This is a genomic window from Streptomyces pallidus (ex Mingjun et al. 2026) (assembly GCF_051550185.1).
Taxonomy (GTDB): domain Bacteria; phylum Actinomycetota; class Actinomycetes; order Streptomycetales; family Streptomycetaceae; genus Streptomyces.
The window spans coordinates 1,612,348-1,627,947 of record NZ_CP196181.1 but is presented as its reverse complement, the minus strand read 5'-3'; the positions used below and the strand labels follow the sequence as shown (position 1 = coordinate 1,627,947).

12 protein-coding genes are annotated in these 15,600 nt (G+C 72.7%); 3 read left to right on the top strand and 9 right to left on the bottom strand.

From position 1 onward, the window contains the following. Positions 1–5: 5 nt before the first annotated feature. The 4 genes from ACSHWO_RS07005 to ACSHWO_RS06990 all read right to left on the bottom strand — a co-directional run bounded on the left by ACSHWO_RS07005 (position 6) and on the right by ACSHWO_RS06990 (position 8,019). On the bottom strand, positions 6–2,813 hold the full coding sequence (locus ACSHWO_RS07005; RefSeq protein WP_438310465.1) for a SpoIIE family protein phosphatase: 2,808 nt from the start codon (positions 2,811–2,813) through the stop codon (positions 6–8). 420 nt (positions 2,814–3,233) lie between these two features. Further along, positions 3,234–4,382 carry a glycerate kinase gene (locus tag ACSHWO_RS07000; protein WP_438310464.1) on the bottom strand — a complete coding sequence of 383 codons (1,149 nt, stop codon included), beginning with the start codon at positions 4,380–4,382 and terminating at the stop codon, positions 3,234–3,236. Positions 4,383–4,546: 164 nt separating this feature from the next. Then, complete coding sequence (locus tag ACSHWO_RS06995; RefSeq protein WP_438310463.1) at positions 4,547–6,961, bottom strand: hypothetical protein; 2,415 nt, start codon at positions 6,959–6,961, stop codon at positions 4,547–4,549. 44 nt (positions 6,962–7,005) lie between these two features. Continuing rightward, positions 7,006–8,019, bottom strand: a complete 1,014-nt coding sequence (locus tag ACSHWO_RS06990; RefSeq protein ID WP_438310461.1) for a glycosyltransferase family 2 protein — start codon at positions 8,017–8,019, stop codon at positions 7,006–7,008. Positions 8,020–8,339: 320 nt separating this feature from the next. Between ACSHWO_RS06990 and ACSHWO_RS06985 the strand changes: the two genes are divergently transcribed. From ACSHWO_RS06985 to ACSHWO_RS06975, 3 genes are all read left to right on the top strand, one after another. Beyond that, the gene (locus ACSHWO_RS06985) at positions 8,340–8,840 is read left to right on the top strand and encodes an NUDIX hydrolase (protein WP_361092001.1); all 501 of its coding nucleotides are present in this window, start codon (positions 8,340–8,342) and stop codon (positions 8,838–8,840) included. Positions 8,841–8,889: 49 nt separating this feature from the next. Continuing rightward, positions 8,890–9,318: a hypothetical protein gene (locus tag ACSHWO_RS06980; protein WP_361092004.1), complete on the top strand. Its 429-nt coding sequence runs from the start codon at positions 8,890–8,892 to the stop codon at positions 9,316–9,318. A gap of 123 nt (positions 9,319–9,441) precedes the next feature. Beyond that, complete coding sequence (locus tag ACSHWO_RS06975) at positions 9,442–10,440, top strand: IS481 family transposase (RefSeq protein ID WP_438310459.1); 999 nt, start codon at positions 9,442–9,444, stop codon at positions 10,438–10,440. A gap of 68 nt (positions 10,441–10,508) precedes the next feature. On the opposite strand, the gene ACSHWO_RS06970 is transcribed toward ACSHWO_RS06975, so the two are convergent. The 5 genes from ACSHWO_RS06970 to ACSHWO_RS06950 all read right to left on the bottom strand — a co-directional run bounded on the left by ACSHWO_RS06970 (position 10,509) and on the right by ACSHWO_RS06950 (position 15,600). Continuing rightward, complete coding sequence (locus ACSHWO_RS06970) at positions 10,509–11,033, bottom strand: methylated-DNA--[protein]-cysteine S-methyltransferase (RefSeq protein ID WP_361092007.1); 525 nt, start codon at positions 11,031–11,033, stop codon at positions 10,509–10,511. Positions 11,034–11,048: 15 nt separating this feature from the next. Then, positions 11,049–12,536: an AlkA N-terminal domain-containing protein gene (locus tag ACSHWO_RS06965; protein ID WP_438310458.1), complete on the bottom strand. Its 1,488-nt coding sequence runs from the start codon at positions 12,534–12,536 to the stop codon at positions 11,049–11,051. Positions 12,537–12,695: 159 nt separating this feature from the next. Further along, positions 12,696–13,517, bottom strand: a complete 822-nt coding sequence (gene pssA / locus ACSHWO_RS06960; RefSeq protein ID WP_361092013.1) for a CDP-diacylglycerol--serine O-phosphatidyltransferase — start codon at positions 13,515–13,517, stop codon at positions 12,696–12,698. Positions 13,518–13,551: 34 nt separating this feature from the next. After that, on the bottom strand, positions 13,552–14,208 hold the full coding sequence (locus ACSHWO_RS06955) for a phosphatidylserine decarboxylase (protein WP_385804906.1): 657 nt from the start codon (positions 14,206–14,208) through the stop codon (positions 13,552–13,554). 186 nt (positions 14,209–14,394) lie between these two features. Beyond that, positions 14,395–15,600, bottom strand: a complete 1,206-nt coding sequence (locus tag ACSHWO_RS06950; protein ID WP_404235231.1) for an acyl-CoA dehydrogenase family protein — start codon at positions 15,598–15,600, stop codon at positions 14,395–14,397.

The window sequence follows — 15,600 nt, the reverse complement described above, 5'->3', positions numbered from 1 at the left end:
ACGGTTCACCAGGCCAGGTCCTCCAGGGCGTCGAGGTCGGGGGTGGGGACGGCGGGCCCGCCTCCGTTCGTGAGCGACAGCTCGGCCCAGATCACCTTGCCCCGCTCGGTGTAGCGGGTGCCCCAGCGGTCCGCGTACTGGGCCACCAGGAACAGGCCCCGGCCCCCCTCGTCGGTGGTGGCCGCGTACCGCAGGTGCGGGGAGGTGCTGCTGGCGTCGGACACCTCGCAGATCAGCTGGCGGTCCCGCAGGATCCGCACCCGGATGGGGGCGTTCCCGTACCGGATGGCGTTGGTGACGAGCTCGCTGAGGATCAGCTCGGCCGCGAACGCGATCTCCTCCAGCCCCCACGCGGCCAGCTGCCGGGCGCTCGCCCCCCGCACCCGGGAGACGGCCGCCGGGTCCGCGGGCACCTCCCACTCGGCGATCCGGTCGGCCTCCAGCCGCCGGGTGTCGGCGATCAGCAGGGCGATGTCGTCGCTCGGCGCCGGGAACAGCAGCGCGTCCAGCACGTCGGCGCAGGCCTGGTCGGGGTTGCGGCCGCGCCGGGAGAGGGCGTCGGCCAGCAGCACCTGGCCGGCGTCGAAGTCCCGGTCGCGGTCCTCCAGCAGGCCGTCGGTGAACAGCACCAGCCGGCTCGCCTCCGGCAGCCGCAGCTCCACCGCCTCGAACGGCATGCCGCCCACCCCGAGCGGCAGGCCGACCGGCAGCTCCGGGAACTCCACCCGGCCGTCCGGCCACACCAGCGCGGGCCCGGGATGCCCCGCGCTGGCCATCGTGCAACTGCCGGACACCGGGTCGTAGACCGCGTACAGGCAGGTCGCGCCGGTCACCGCGGCCGCCTCGCCCGCCGGGTCGTCGGCGTCCGGGCCGGCGGCGGCCGCGGACTCGTTCTGGTCGATCCGGTCGATCAGCTCGTCCAGGTGGCCCAGTAGCTCGTCCGGCTGCATGTCGAGGGTGGAGAAGTTGTGCACGGCGGTCCGCAGCCGCCCCATGGTGGCCGCGGCGTGGACCCCGTGGCCCACGACGTCGCCGACGATCAGCGCCACCCGGGTGCCCGCGAGCGGGATCACGTCGAACCAGTCACCGCCCACCCCCGCCTTCGCCGGCAGGTACCGGAAGGCCGCGTCCACGGCGCTCTGGTCGGGCAGCACCCGCGGCAGCAGGCTGCGCTGCAGGGTGACCGCCGTCGCGTGCTCCCGCGTGTAGCGGCGGGCGTTGTCGATGGAGACCGCCGCCCGGGCCCCCAGCTCCTCCGCGAACGACAGGTCCTCCTCGTCGAACGCGTCCGGCGTGGCGGCCGCCCGCCAGAAGTTCGCCATGCCCAGCACCACGCCGCGGGCCTGCAGCGGCACCGAGATCAGCGAGTGCAGCCCGTACTCCAGGGCCTGCCGGGTGCCCGCCTCGTCCTGCGCCCGCCAGCCCATCGCCGCGTCGAGGTCCGCCGCGAGCACCGCCCGCCCGGCGTTCAGGGCCGCCGCCATCGGGGCCGTCGGCACGTCGAACCGGATGAGGTCGCCCACCGGCTGCAGCGGCTGGTCCGTGCGGACCCCGTCCATCGCCGCCCGCCGCATCTCCGAGTGCATGCCGGCGGTGAGCTCGGGATCGTCGCCGTGCAGCACCGGCTCCAGCAGTTCCACCGTCACGAAGTCCGCGAACCGGGGCACCGCGACCTCCGTCAGCTCCTCCGCGGTGCGCACCACGTCCAGCGTGGTCCCGATCCGCACCCCCGCCTCGTACAGCATCTGGAGCCGTTCCCGGGCCACCTCGGCGCGGCCGGAGAGCGCGGCGAGCTCCGTGGAGTCGCGCAGCGTCATGACGCTGCCGGTGGGCCGCCCCCGGTACGGCTTGGTGGGGCGCACGTTGACGGCGAGGAGCCGGTCACCCGCCAGGTGCACCTCGTCGGTGGCGACCCGCCCGGACAGCAGCAGCGAGGTGGTGCGGGCGTCCAGGCCGAGGTCGGTGACGTTACTGCCCTCGGCCTGCGGCGGCAGGTCCAGCAGGCGCCGCGCCTCGTCGTTGGCCAGCAGCAGGCGGTGGTCGGCGCTGATGATGAGGACACCCTCGCGGACGGCGTGCAGCACCGCCTCGTGGTGCTCGTTCATCCGGGCCATCTCGGCCGCGCCCAGGCCCCGGGTCTGGCGCCGCAACCGCCCGCTGACCAGCGCCGCGCCGGCCGTGCCCAGCAGCAGAGCGGCCCCCGCCGCCCCCAGCAGCAGCGGCAGCTGCCCCTCCACCACGTCCGAGACCTTCTTCACCTCTATCCCGGTGGCCACCAGGCCCACGACCATCCCGTGCGCGTCCCGCACGGGCACCACCGCACGGACGGCGTCGCTGGGCTCCCCGCGGAACCGCTCGGTGAACGACTCCCCGGAGACCGCGCGGGAGAGGTCACCGCCGGCGCGCGAGCCGATCAGCTCCGGCCGCGAGTCGGTGTAGCGGATCCCGTTGGTGCTCGTCACGGCGATGAAGTCGACGCCCGCGCCCCGGCGGGCCCCCTCCGTCAGCGACTGCAGGGCGCGCGTCGGATCGGACGAGTCGAGGGCCGCCGGCAGGCCGGGCGCGTGGGCGAAGGCCTCGGCGGCCGCGAGGGAGCGGTTCCGGGCGTCGCGCTCGCTGTCGTAGCGGGCCTGGAACACCAGCGCCAGCGCGGCGGCGGTGATCAGCAGCAGCACCAGCGAAGCCTGGAGCGCGAAGACCTGACCGGCGACGCTGCGGGCACCCCGGGAGATGCGCGCGAGCAGTCCCGGGTCGAGCTCGGTCGACAGCCGGGGCGGCGACTCCCCGCGCGGCCGACCAAAACGTCCGGTCATGAGCCATTTCTAACACTGTCCCCGCCTTCCGCGCGTGGCCGCGAACCCGGCGCCGCCCGCTGTACGGACGCCCCCGCCGCCCCTGCCGAGACCCCTGCGGAAGCCCGCCCGGCCGCCGGACCCCACCGCCCGCCCGGCGGCCCACCGGCGGCGGGCGGTCCGGGCTCCGCCCGCCCCGCGACCGCAACGCCGGCCGACGGCCCGCGCCGGCGACCGCGCCGCACTCGTACATACCGCCGCACTCGTACATACGGAGCACCGCCCCCTCCGCCGACCCCCGCGTCGAGCCACCCGGCCGACACTCCGCTGCGGGCCGGCGCGGCCGCCGCGCACACACCGGAGCCCGGCACCCCTGGGTCGGGGCGCCGGGCTCGGGCACGCATGCACGCACAACGCATGCGGGATTGCGGGGACGGCGGCTCAGAGGGTGTCGGCCGCGATGGTGGCCGCGACCCGTTCCAGCAGCGGGCCCGCGTTCGCGATGCACTTCGCCGGGTCCGCTTCGAGCTCCGTCAGCGGGTACGCCCGGCGGATGCCCGCCGCCTGCAGCGCCGACTGCTCCAGCAGGAGCCGCCCGCACACCGCGACGACCTCCTTGCCCGCCGCCCGGGCCGCGGCCGCGACCCCGGCCGGGGCCTTGCCGTGCAGGGTCTGCTCGTCGAGCGAGCCCTCGCCGGTGATGACCAGCGTGGCCCGCTCCAGCGCCGGGGCGAACCCCAGCACCTCCAGCATCAGCTCGATGCCGGGCCGGAAGCTCGCACCGAGCAGCAGCGCCCCGTACCCGATGCCGCCCGCGCCGCCCGCGCCCGGCGACGCCGCCAGCTCGGCGGCCTTCGGTCCGACCGCCTGCTCCAGCACCAGCGCGTAGTGCGCCAGCGCCGCGTCCAGCGCCGCCACGTCCTGCGGGGAGGCGCCCTTCTGCGGGCCGTACACCGCCGCGCAGCCCTTCGGGCCCGTCAGCGGGTTGTCCACGTCGCTGGCCAGGACGAAGTCCACCTCCGCGAAGCGCGCGTCGATGCCGGACAGGTCCGCCGAGGCCAGCCGGGCCAGCGCGCCGCCGCCCGGGCCGACCGGTGCGCCGTCCGCGTCCAGGAACACCGCGCCGAGGGCGGCCAGCATGCCCGCGCCGCCGTCGGTGGTGGCGCTGCCGCCCACGCCGAAGACGATGGTGCGCGCACCCGCGTCCAGCGCGGCCTTCAGCACCTCGCCCGAGCCGTACGTCGTCGCCGTCAGCGGGGCGAAGACGCCCGGCGGCAGCAGCTGCAGCCCGGAGGCCTCCGCCATCTCGACCACGGCGGTGCCGTCGCGCAGCGCGAACGCGGCCGTGACCTGCTCGCCGAGGGGCCCGGTGACCCGTACCTCCCGGCGCTCGAACCCGGCCGCGACGGCGGCCGCGACCGTGCCGTCGCCGCCGTCCGCGACGGGGAGGGTCTCGACCTCCACGCCCGGTACGGCCCTGCGGAGCCCGGCCGTCACCCGCTCGGCGACCTGAACGGCCGTGAGCGAGCCCTTGAATTTGTCCGCGGCGATGAGCACGCGCGCGGCACCAGTTACTGCTCCGTCCGTCACCTTGCTATCCCTTGCTTTCGAACGTGCAGTCGCGCCCCCATGAGCCTATCCGGAGGATCCTCTAATGCCCATGGGTGGCCTGCGCCACACGCCGCACCCCAGGCCCCCAAAGGGGGGCGTTCCCTACCGAACCGCGGGGTGCGGGAGTCCGGCGGCGGCCCGGATCACGAAAGCCGGTAGACGGACACCCGGCCGTTGTCGAAGACCTGCTCTGCGAGCTCGCGGAGGTGCGGCGACTCCGGGCCCGTCGGACGGTGCACGACCACGTAGCGCACGTGGTGCCGCTCGCGGAGCCGCCGCAGGCCCGCCTCGCTCGGCCGGTAGACCGCGTCCTCGTTGAGACGGAACAGCTCCTGGTCCCAGAACGGGCCGTCGTAAGCCGTGCCACCCCGCGTCAGCGCGACGGCCCGCGGAGCGTATGCCCACCCCTCGATCAGTACCGACCGCTCCGAGTAGCCGCTGAGCCACTGCGAGCGGACGTTGGTGCAGTCAGGCCCGTTGGCGTAGTCCTCGAACTCCCAGCAGTGGCTGTTCGTGACCAGGACGTCCGCCGGGTCGCTGTGTGCCCGGACCCAGCGCGCCGCCTCCACCTGGGTGCCCGGCAGCACCCAGGTTCCCGCCCAGACCTCCTGGCGGGACTGGAGCACGTCGTGCACGAGCCCGGGGGTGCCCACGGTGAGGGCCGCGGTCAGTAGGACGACACCGCCCCGGCCGCGCAGCGCCGGGCGGATCCGGCCGGCCGCCCACCAGAGCACCGCGCCGACCAGTGCGCACACGGCCAGTGCGGCGGCTGCGCCGAGCGCGGGCAGGAGGAGCGCGTACGACGTGGTGCCGTCCGGGTCGTCGCAGACCCGCCGGACGAACCGCGCCCAGCTCTCCGAATAGCGGTGGATCGCGAACGTGAGGACGGCGGCGAAGGCCAGGGCGGCGACGGCGAGCGCGGCCTTGGCGCGCCCGGGCAGTGCCGCCCGCTCGAACAGCTCGCAGTAGCCCCAGGCGGAGAGGACGGCACCGAAGGGCAGGGCGGCGATGGTGAAGTAGCTGGAGTTGTAGCCGTTGACCGCGAGGTAGGCGGCCGGGCCGGCGACCGCGGCGCCGAGCAGGAACCACTGGACCGGTTCCAGCCGCAGCCGGCGACGCCCGAGCAGCGGGACCATGCCGAGCAGCTTGACATGGTGGTTCAGCACGAAGGCGAACAGCGTGGCCGCAACCACCAGCGCCTGGAACGCGGCCGGGCGCGCGTCCCCGGGATCGGCCCAGAACTGGTCGACGTTGCTGAACGGCAGCACCTGCAAGCCGTAGCTCTCGAAGTGGAAGACGACTGCCGTGGCGAAGAGCTGGGCCGCGGCGAGGATCGCCCCCAGCCCGACGACGGTCCACGGGACACGGCGGGTGCCGATCAGCACGGCGACGCCGGCGAGCGCCAGCCCGGCAAGGGCCACCGGCAGGGTGCTCGCCTTGGCCGCACTGGAGGCCATGGCGAACAGGGCGGTCAGGACGAACACCCCGCGCCCGAACCGCGGGGCACGGTCGCGGCCCTCCCCGCCACCGGCCTCCCCGGTGCGGCCGCCTCGCCGCAACGCCTCGCCGACCACGCCCAGCAGGGCGACGAGCAGCGGCTGGCTGTACGCCAGGGACAGGCTCGACCAGAACATCAGCCGGACGGCCGGTGCGCCCAGAGTCCAGGTGTTGACGTTGTTCGGGTACATCGCGGTGAACTCGCCGACCGCGAAGACCAGTAGCGCGGCCAGCGGGCCCGCCCAGGCGCGACCGGTGAGCCGGCGGGCCACCACCGCGGTGATCACCGTGCTGAGCGCAGCCAGTGCCGGAACCATCAGCCGGGACTCGACGACCGGCAGGTCGATGTGCCCGACCATGTCGGTCATCGCCATGTGGGCGAAGGAGAGCCAGTGGTAGTACAGCGGTTCACCGGCGACCTGTGGGACGGTCAGCGGAGCGTGCTGCTTCGCGTTCGCGGCGAGCGACAGCATGTACGGCATGTCGCCGAAGATCCGGCCGGCCTCCCCGGAGGGCACCACCGGGAAGCGGGCCAGGAACACCTGGTGGAAGTAGACGCCGGTGAGCATGACCGTTCCGGCCACGGACCAGGACCACCCCGCGGATGTGCTGCGGTAGCCGCGGGGCCGCCAGTGGCGCCGCAGCCGCGGCACCGCGGCGAACGGGATCACCACCGCGAGGGGCCAGGCGGTGGCGTACGACTGGGCGCCCAGACGCACCAGGGCGAACCAGGCGGCCAGTTCCAGGACCAGGCCGGTGACCGCCCCGTACGCGAGGTCCTCGATCAGGTTGTGCGGGCGGCGGCGCAGCGCCCGGAACACCAGCGTGCCGGGCAGGAGGACACCCCACAGCACGTAGCCGGTGTACCGCGCGACATCGCTCGCCGGAGTGTCGGCGTGCAGCAGCAGCCCCACGAGGAAGACGTACGCCGTGATACCGGGCAGGAACCGCCGGAGGGCGGCCGCGCCAGGTCTTCCGACGCCCTCCGCCGGGTGGGGGCCGACGTGCCGCCGTGCCGAGGGGGTGGGGCGCTCGAGGGCGACGCCGTCAGTGGTACCCATGCCGTTTTTCCTACCTGCTGTGCGTCGGCTGAGCGGCTGTCTAATCAGGCCGCGTATTCGGAGGCCCGCGGCTGGGCCGTTGGGGCCTCCTCCGCGGAGTCGTAGCCGACGAAGTAGGCCGGACGCGCCTGTACGGCCGAGTAGATGCGGCCGATGTACTCGCCGAGCAGGCCCACGCAGACGAGTTGGACACCGCCGATGAAGAGCATCCCCATGAAGAGGGAGGACCAGCCGGGCACGGTCGAGCCGAACGTGTACTGCAGCGTGGTGTAGATCGCCAGGGCGAAGCAGACCAGGAAGCTCGTCAGGCCGAGCCACGTGGCGAGCCGCAGAGGCGCCGCGGAGAAATTGGTGATGCTGTCGAGGGCGAGCCGGATCATCTTGGACAGCGGGTAGTGGGTGCTGCCGGCGACCCGCTCCTCACGGACGTAGACGACCTCTCCACTGTTGAATCCGAGCCACGGCACGAGCAGGCGGTAGACCGGCTGGTGCTCGGGCAGCGACTTCAGCGCGTCGACGGCGGCCCGGCTCAGCAGCCTGAAGTCTCCGGCCTGGTTGGGCATGTTCTTGCCGACCAGCTTCCGCATCAGCCAGTAATAGGCGCCCGCCGTACGCCGCTTGAAGAAGGTGTCGGTGCCGCGGTCGCCGCGCACGCCGTAGACGATGTCGAGGTCCTCGTCCCGGGCGAGCGTGAACATGTCCACGATCTTCTCCGGCGGGTCCTGGAGGTCCGCGTCGATGCTGACCACGTACTGGCCGAGCGCCCGGTGGATGCCCGCGGTCAGCGCAGCCTGGTGACCGGAGTTGCGGGCGAAACGCACGATCCGGAGTTCGGGCCATTCCTGGCGTATCTTCTGCATGATCACCGGGGTGGCGTCGGTGCTGCCGTCATCGATGCCGACCACCTCGTAGTCGACACCGAGGCCGTCCAGGATCGGGCGCAGGCGGGCCACCGTCAGGGGCAGCGCCTCCTGCTCGTTGTAGATGGGGATCACCACCGAGAGCACGGGAGCGGGCCGGGCGGTCCCGCCCCCTGCCGAGGCTGCTGCGTTGTGCATGGCTGGTTCGCCTGTCCTCGATATCTGAGCGCGAAAGAGCGTCGGCTGACGCGCCGACGCTCTTGCTGGTCGCATGCGGCCGGCCGGAGAAGTGCGGTCGGCCGGAAAGTTGCACTCCGGCCCCAAGACCTTTGATGTGTGCCGGTGGTCACCCAGCGCCAGGTCCTGGACGGGTGGTCAGAATATCACTCACGTGTGATCGTCATCTGGCCGCCCTGGCCTCGCCGCCGCGCAGCGGGACCCGGTGCCGAAACCGGCCGCCCCGACCGTCCGCGCCCTCCCGTGCACCCCTCTGCTCCCGCGCTCGATAGGGTGGCCGGGTGACCACCACGGATGACTACGCCACCTACATCGCGAGCCTGCCCCGGGTCCTGGCCGGCTCGGCCGCCCTCTTCCGGGACGTGCGCGGTCGGGTGCTGATCGTCGAGCCCAACTACCGCGAGGGCTGGGCGCTGCCGGGCGGGACCATCGAGTCCGACCGGGGCGAGTCGCCGCGGGCCGCCGCACGCCGCGAGACCGCCGAGGAGATCGGTCTCGACGTGCCGCTCGGCCGGCTGCTCGCCGTGGACTGGACGCTCGGCCCGGGCCGGCCGCCGCTGGTGGCCTACCTCTACGACGGTGGTGTCCTCGACGAGGCGCAGCTCGCCGCGGTCCGGTTGCAGGAGGAGGAGCTGCTCTCCTGGCGGCTCGTCGAGCCCGCCGAGCTCCCCGTGCACCTCCTCGGCTCCCTCGGTCTGCGCGCCGTGGAGGCGTGCCGGGTCCTGGCGTCCGGCGAGGGCACCGTGGAGCTGGAGAACGGCCGTCGTCCCGACGCCTCCTGACACCGGGTCGGTGACGCGGGGCTTACCCAGAGCAGGACACAATCATCCGATGATCACGATGTACGCGTGGCCGAGCACGGCCGACGGGCCGGACGCCCTGCCCATGGTCCACTTCACCACCGACAGCCAGGAGGGCGGCGAGGTCGCCCCCGACGGGACGCCGGTGTGGCTGTTCGACACCGCGATACGCGAGGGCGGCTGGGCCCTGTTCACCGACTTCGACGGCTGGGCCAGTCCGGCCGAGGGCTGGCGGGCCCTCTACCGCCGAGAGGACGACCTGCTCGCCGTCTCCGGCCCCGGCCCCTGCGAGGGCTGGTACCAGGGCAACCTCGGGGCGGACGCCGACTGGGTGGAGGCGGCCGCCGCCCGGCAGAGCGTGGTCCTGCTCGCCGCCCCCGTCCAGCACCCCTCGCTGTTCCCGTACGCGGTCGAGGCGGGCGCGGCCTTCGCACTGCTGGTGCCCCTGGCCGTGGTCTAGCTGTTCTGTCCGGGGAGGTTGTGTACAGGTGATGCAGGTCTCGGTTGGAGCATCTTGAACGGGTGAGGGCCTTCCGGGTTCGGTGTGGATTGCGACATCTCCACCGAACGACAGAAGGCCCTCATGCCCCACCGTAATGCACCCCTGACCGAGACCGGTCGTCTGCGCCTGGCCCGCTGCGTCGTCGAGGACGGCTGGCCCTTGCGGAGGGCAGCCGAGCGTTTCAGGGTCTCGCCGACCACGGCCCAGCGGTGGGCGGTCCGCTACCGGGCCCTGGGTGAGGCCGGCATGGCAGACCGGTCCTCCCGCCCCTTGCACAGCCCTCGCCGCACGCCGACCCGCACCGAGCGCCGGATCATCAAGGTCCGTCTCGCCCGCCGGTGGGGCCCGGCCCGCATCGCGTATCTGCTGGGGCTGGTGCCCTCGACCGTCCACCGGGTCCTGGCCCGGTTCGGCCTGGCCCGCCTGGCGCACCTGGACCGGGCCACCGGCCGGCCCATACGCCGCTACGAACGCGAGCGGCCCGGGGAACTGGTCCATGTGGACATCAAGAAGCTCGGCAACATCCCCGACGGCGGCGGCCACAGAACCCTCGGCCGTGCCCGCGGCGGGCGCAACAGCTCGGCACACCGGGACCCCGCCCGGCCCCGCACCGCCCACGGCCGCCCCAACCTCGGCTACAGCTACCTCCACACCGCCGTCGACGACCACTCCCGCCTGGCCTACAGCGAGATCCTGGCCGACGAGACCAAGGAGACCGCCACCGCGTTCTGGACCCGCGCACAGGCATTCTTCGCCGACGCCGGGATCACCGTCGAACGGGTCCTGACCGACAACGGCTCCTGCTACCGCTCCCACACCTGGCGGGACACCCTGGCCGCGGCCGGGATCGCCCACAAGCGAACCCGGCCCTACCGGCCCCAGACCAACGGCAAGGTCGAACGCTTCAACCGCACCCTCCTCGACGAGTGGGCCTACGCCCGCCCTTACCGGTCAGAGACCGAACGGCGCGAGGCATTCCCGCAGTGGCTGCACTCCTACAATCACCACCGCGGACACACCGCACTCGAAGGCAAGCCACCCTCCAGCCGCGTCCCCAACCTCACAGGGCAATACATCTAGCCCGTGGCCGGCAGACCCTTCCGAGCGCGGTACTAGCCGGCCGCACCGCCGCGCGGATCACCCGCGGATCAGAAGAGGCCCTGCGGCTCCGGGGCGGCGGTCGTCCCGCCGGACTCGAACTCCAGGAGGCGGACCTTGCGTTCGAGGCCGCCGCCGTAGCCGGTCATGCCGCCCGAGGCGCCGATGACGCGGTGGCAGGGGACGATGATGCCGATCGGGTTCCTGCCGTTGGCCAGGCCCACCGCCCGCGAGGCGTTCGGCTTGCCGAGCCTGGCCGCGAGCTCCCCGTACGACCAGGTCTGCCCGTACGGGATGCGCACCAGCTGGTCCCAGACGCTGCGCTGGAAGTCGGTGCCCTCCAGGCGCATCGGCACGTCGAACTCGGTGAGCTCCCCGGCGAAGTACGCGGAGAGCTGCCGCACCACCTCGGGGAACGGCTCCTCGGCCGCGGCGACCCGCTCCCCGAACGACTCCTCGGCGGGGCGGTGCCGCTGCCCGGTCATGTACAGGCCGCTGAGGACCCCGTCGGTGGCGACGAGCGTGAGCGGGCCGTACGGGCTGTCGACGACGGTGTGCTGCTTGGTGTGCGTCATGGTGCTGCGTGCTCCTCAGACGGGGAGGTGGTTGATCGGGTGGTCGTAGGTGGCCCACAGGTACTGGACGGCGTACGCGCGCCAGGGCCGCCAGCCGGCCGCGCGGGCGGTCAGCGCCCCGGGGGTGGCCGGCAGCCCGAGCTCCGCGGCGGCCTTCCGCAGCCCCAGGTCGGACGGCAGGAAGGCGTCGGGGTCGCCCAGCGCCCGCATGGCGATGACCTCGGTGGTCCAGGGGCCGAAGCCGGGCAGGGCGGCGAGCCGGGCGCGGGCGGCCTCCCAGTCGCTGTCGACGCCGAGCGCCAGCGAGCCGTCGGCCAGGGCCGCGACCAGGGTCGTGAGGGTGGTGCGGCGGCTGCGCGGCAGGGCGAGCCGCTCCGGGTCCAGGGCGGCCAACGCCTCGGGCGAGGGGAAGAGGTGGGTGAGCCCGCCCTCGGGGTCGGGGTCGGCCACGGGCTCGCCGTACGCGGTCACCAGCCGGGCGGCGTGCGTCCGGGCCGCCGCGGTGGAGACCTGCTGGCCGAGGACCGCCCGTACGGCGAACTCGGCCGCGTCGACGGTCCGCGGGACCCGGCGCCCGGGTGCCTTGTCCACGAGCGGGGCGAGCAGCGGGTCGGAGCGTAGCTGCCCGTCCACCGCCTCGGGGTCGGCGTCGAGGTCCAGCAGCCAGCGGCAGCGGCTGATGGCGAGGGTCAGGTCGCGCAGGTCGGTGAGGGCGAGCTGGCAGCCGACGTGGTCGGGCTGCGGGGTCAGGGCGACGACCCCGGTGCCGTAGGGGAGCCGCAGGGTCCGGCGGTAGGCGCCGGCCCGCCACTCCTCGACGCCGGGGACGGCGGTGGCGGCGAGGTGGCCGAAGAGGTTGTCCGGGTTGAGTGGGGCCCGGTAGGGCAGCCGCAGGCTGATCGATCCGGGGATCCGCGGCTGCGACGGGCAGCTCCGGCGGCCGGCGGCCCGGGCGCGCAGCTCGCCGGGGGCGAGGGCGTACACCTCGCGCACGGTCTCGTTGAAGGTCCGGATCGAGGAGAATCCGGCGGCGAAGGCCACGTCGCCCATCGGCAGGCCCGAGGTCTCGATCAGCAGCCGGGCGGTCTGCGCCCGCTGGGCCCGGGCGAGGGCGAGGGGCCCGGCCCCGAGCTCGGCGTTCAGCTGTCGCTCGACCTGCCGGGTGGAGTACCCGAGCCGCGTCGCGAGCCCCGGTACGCCCTCGCGGTCCACGACGCCGTCCCGGATGAGCCGCATGGCCCGGGCGACGGCGTCGGCGCGGGCGTTCCACTCCGGGGAGCCGGGGGAGCTGTCGGGCCGGCACCGTTTGCAGGCCCGGTACCCGGCCTGCTGGCAGGCGGCGGCACTGGGCAGGAAGGTCATGTTCTCGACCTTCGGGGGCACGGCGGGGCAGCTGGGCCGGCAGTAGATCCCGGTGGTCCGGACGGCGGTGAAGAACCACCCGTCGAACCGGGCGTCCTTCGACTGCACGGCCCGCACGCAACGCTCGGTGTCGGTGTACATGGCTCCAGCATTCCGGCCCACGCCCACCCGGGCTGGCGGTTTTCCGACATCAACCTTACGCCGCCGCTCACGGAGCCCCGTCCTCCCGCCTCGGCTCCGGGCAACGCGAAGGCCCCGGGTCGGGGACCCGGGGCCTTCGTCGCAGGAGCGGGGGCAGCGCTACGGCAGCTGGGCCGCCCGCGCCTCGCGCCGGTTGTGGCGGAACGTGTTCGCCCGGCGGGTGGTCGCGAACAGCGGGATGGTGGCCGCGAGCGCGATCTGGAGGGCGCAGCCGGTCTGGAGCAGCAGCTGGCCGCCGGGGGCGTCGAACGCCCAGGCCGCCAGCAGGCCCATGGCCGAGACGATCCAGCTGAGCATCGCCACCGCGAGGACGCCCCGCGGCTTCGGGTACTCGACCCGGCTCACCATCAGCCAGGCCACACCGATGATCGCCAGCAGCGTCGGGACGAACGGCAGCTCCAGCAGCACGACCGAGACGACCGTGAGCGCACCGAAGGGGCTCGGCATGCCCTGGAACATGCCGTCCTTCATCGTCACGCAGCTGAACCTGGCGAGCCGCAGCACCACGGCCAGCAGCACCACGATGGCCGCGAGCGCGGACACCTTCTGGTGGGCGTCGTCGGCGACCATGCCGTAGACCAGCACGAAGTACGCCGGCGCGAGGCCGAAGCTGATCAGGTCGGACAGGTTGTCCAGCTCGGCGCCCATGGGGGAGCTGCGCAGCTTGCGGGCGACGATGCCGTCGAAGAGGTCGAAGACCGCCGCGAGCAGCATCAGTATCACCGCGGTCGCCGCGCTGTGCCGGGCCATGCCGGACTCGCCGCTGCCGGTGAGGTGCGGGATGAGGATCCCGGTGGTGGTGAAGTACACCGCCATGAATCCGCAGGTCGCGTTACCGAGGGTGAGGGTGTCCGCTATCGACAGCCGCAGCGAGAGCGGCATGTCGTCTTCGGCGGGCTCCTCCTCCGCGGCCTCGGGCACCCATCCACCCGACGGTGTGGTGGGAGTTTCAGGGTCAGTCACGGTCAATTCGGGTCACCCCCGCGGTGGTGGCCTGACCGACCTCGACCGCGACCTCGACGCCCTCGGGGAGGTAGATGTCGACGCGGGAGCCGAAGCGGATCAGACCGATGCGTTCGCCCTGCTCCACCTTGGTTCCGGCCGGCAGGTACGGGACGATGCGGCGCGCGACGGCGCCGGCGATCTGCACCATCTCGATGTCGCCGAGCTCGGTGTCGAAGTGCCAGACGACGCGCTCGTTGTTCTCGCTCTCCTTGTTGAAGGCCGGGACGAACCCGCCGGGGACGTGCTCCACGGACGTGATCGTGCCCGCCAGCGGCGCGCGGTTGACGTGGACGTTCAGCGGGCTCATGAAGATCGCGACGCGGGTCCGCCCGTCCTTCCACGGCATGATGCTCTGCACCACACCGTCGGCGGGCGAGATGACGCGGCCCTGGGCGATCTCCCGCTCGGGGTCGCGGAAGAACCACAGCATGCCCGCGGCGAGCGCGGTGGCGGGCACGGCCGCGGCGGCCCAGCGTCCGGACTTGCGGGCCCGGGCGAGGCTGAGCGCCGCGGTGGCGACGGTCGGCAGAAGCCACGGCGATGCTCCGCGCGCGAGGCGTACGCCCAGGAGGCTGTCGCGAGGTGCAGAGGTTTGGCTGTGGGGCATGGATGACCTTCGTAGCGGTGGATTGCCGCGCCGCAAACAGGGGGACGGGACGGCGGCTTTACTGGAATGCTATCGGTTGCGCGCGACAACTGGGCAAGCCAGAAGCCGAGTCGATGCCCGTCAGCCAGTCACTGCAAGTGATTCTTTCGCGGCGAACCCCTGGAGGATTCGCCGCAAAAGGGACTTTCAGCCCTGGAGTCGGTACTCCTCGAGCAGGCGTCGCCCGATGATCATTTTCTGGATCTCGGCGGTACCTTCACCGATCAGCAGCATGGGAGCCTCGCGGTAGAGGCGCTCGATCTCGTATTCCTTCGAGAAACCGTAACCGCCGTGGATGCGGAACGCGTCCTCCACCACCTCCTTGCAGTACTCGGAGGCGAGGTACTTCGCCATCCCTGCTTCGAGGTCGTTTCGCTCCCCGGAGTCCTTTTTGCGTGCTGCGTTGACCATCATGGCATGGGCCGCCTCGACCTTGGTAGCCATCTCGGCCAGCTTGAACTGGATGGCCTGGTGCTGGGCGATCGGCTTCCCGAAAGTGTGACGTTGCTGGGCGTAAGAGACACCGAGCTCGAACGCACGCTGCGCAACGCCGCAGCCACGGGCCGCCACGTTCACGCGGCCGACCTCGACGCCGTCCATCATTTGGTAAAACCCTCGGCCGGTGACCCCGCCCAGGACCCGATTGGCCGGAATGCGCAGTCCGTCCATGATGAGCTCGGTCGTGTCGACGCCCTTGTAGCCCATCTTGTCGATCTTGCCCGGGATGGTCAGGCCCGGCCGGACCTCGCCGAAGCCCGGCTCCTTCTCCACCAGGAAGGTCGTCATCGACCTGTGCGGGGCCGTGCCCTCCGGGTGTCCTTCGTCACTCCGGCACAGCACGGCCACCAGCGTCGAGGTGCCGCCGTTCGTCAGCCACATCTTCTGGCCGTTCAGGACGTACTCGTCGCCGTCCTTGACCGCCTTGGACGTGATCGCCGACACATCGGAGCCCAGCCCCGGCTCCGACATCGAGAACGCGCCGCGGACCTCGCCCAGCGCCATCCGCGGGAGGAAGTGGTCCTTCTGCTCCTGCGTGCCGTGCTGCTTGAGCATGTACGCGACGATGAAGTGGGTGTTGATGATGCCCGAGACGGACATCCAGCCGCGCGCTATCTCCTCCACGCACAGCGCGTAGGTGAGCAGCGACTCACCGAGACCGCCGTACTCCTCCGGGATCATCAGCCCGAAGAGGCCGAGCTCCTTGAGCCCGTCCACGATCTGCTGCGGGTACTCGTCGCGGTGCTCCAGCTCGGTCGCGACCGGGATGATCTCCTTGTCCACGAACTCGCGGACGGTCTTGAGGATCTCCTGCTGGACGTCGGTCAGCCCGGCGGTCTGGGCGAGTCGTGCCAT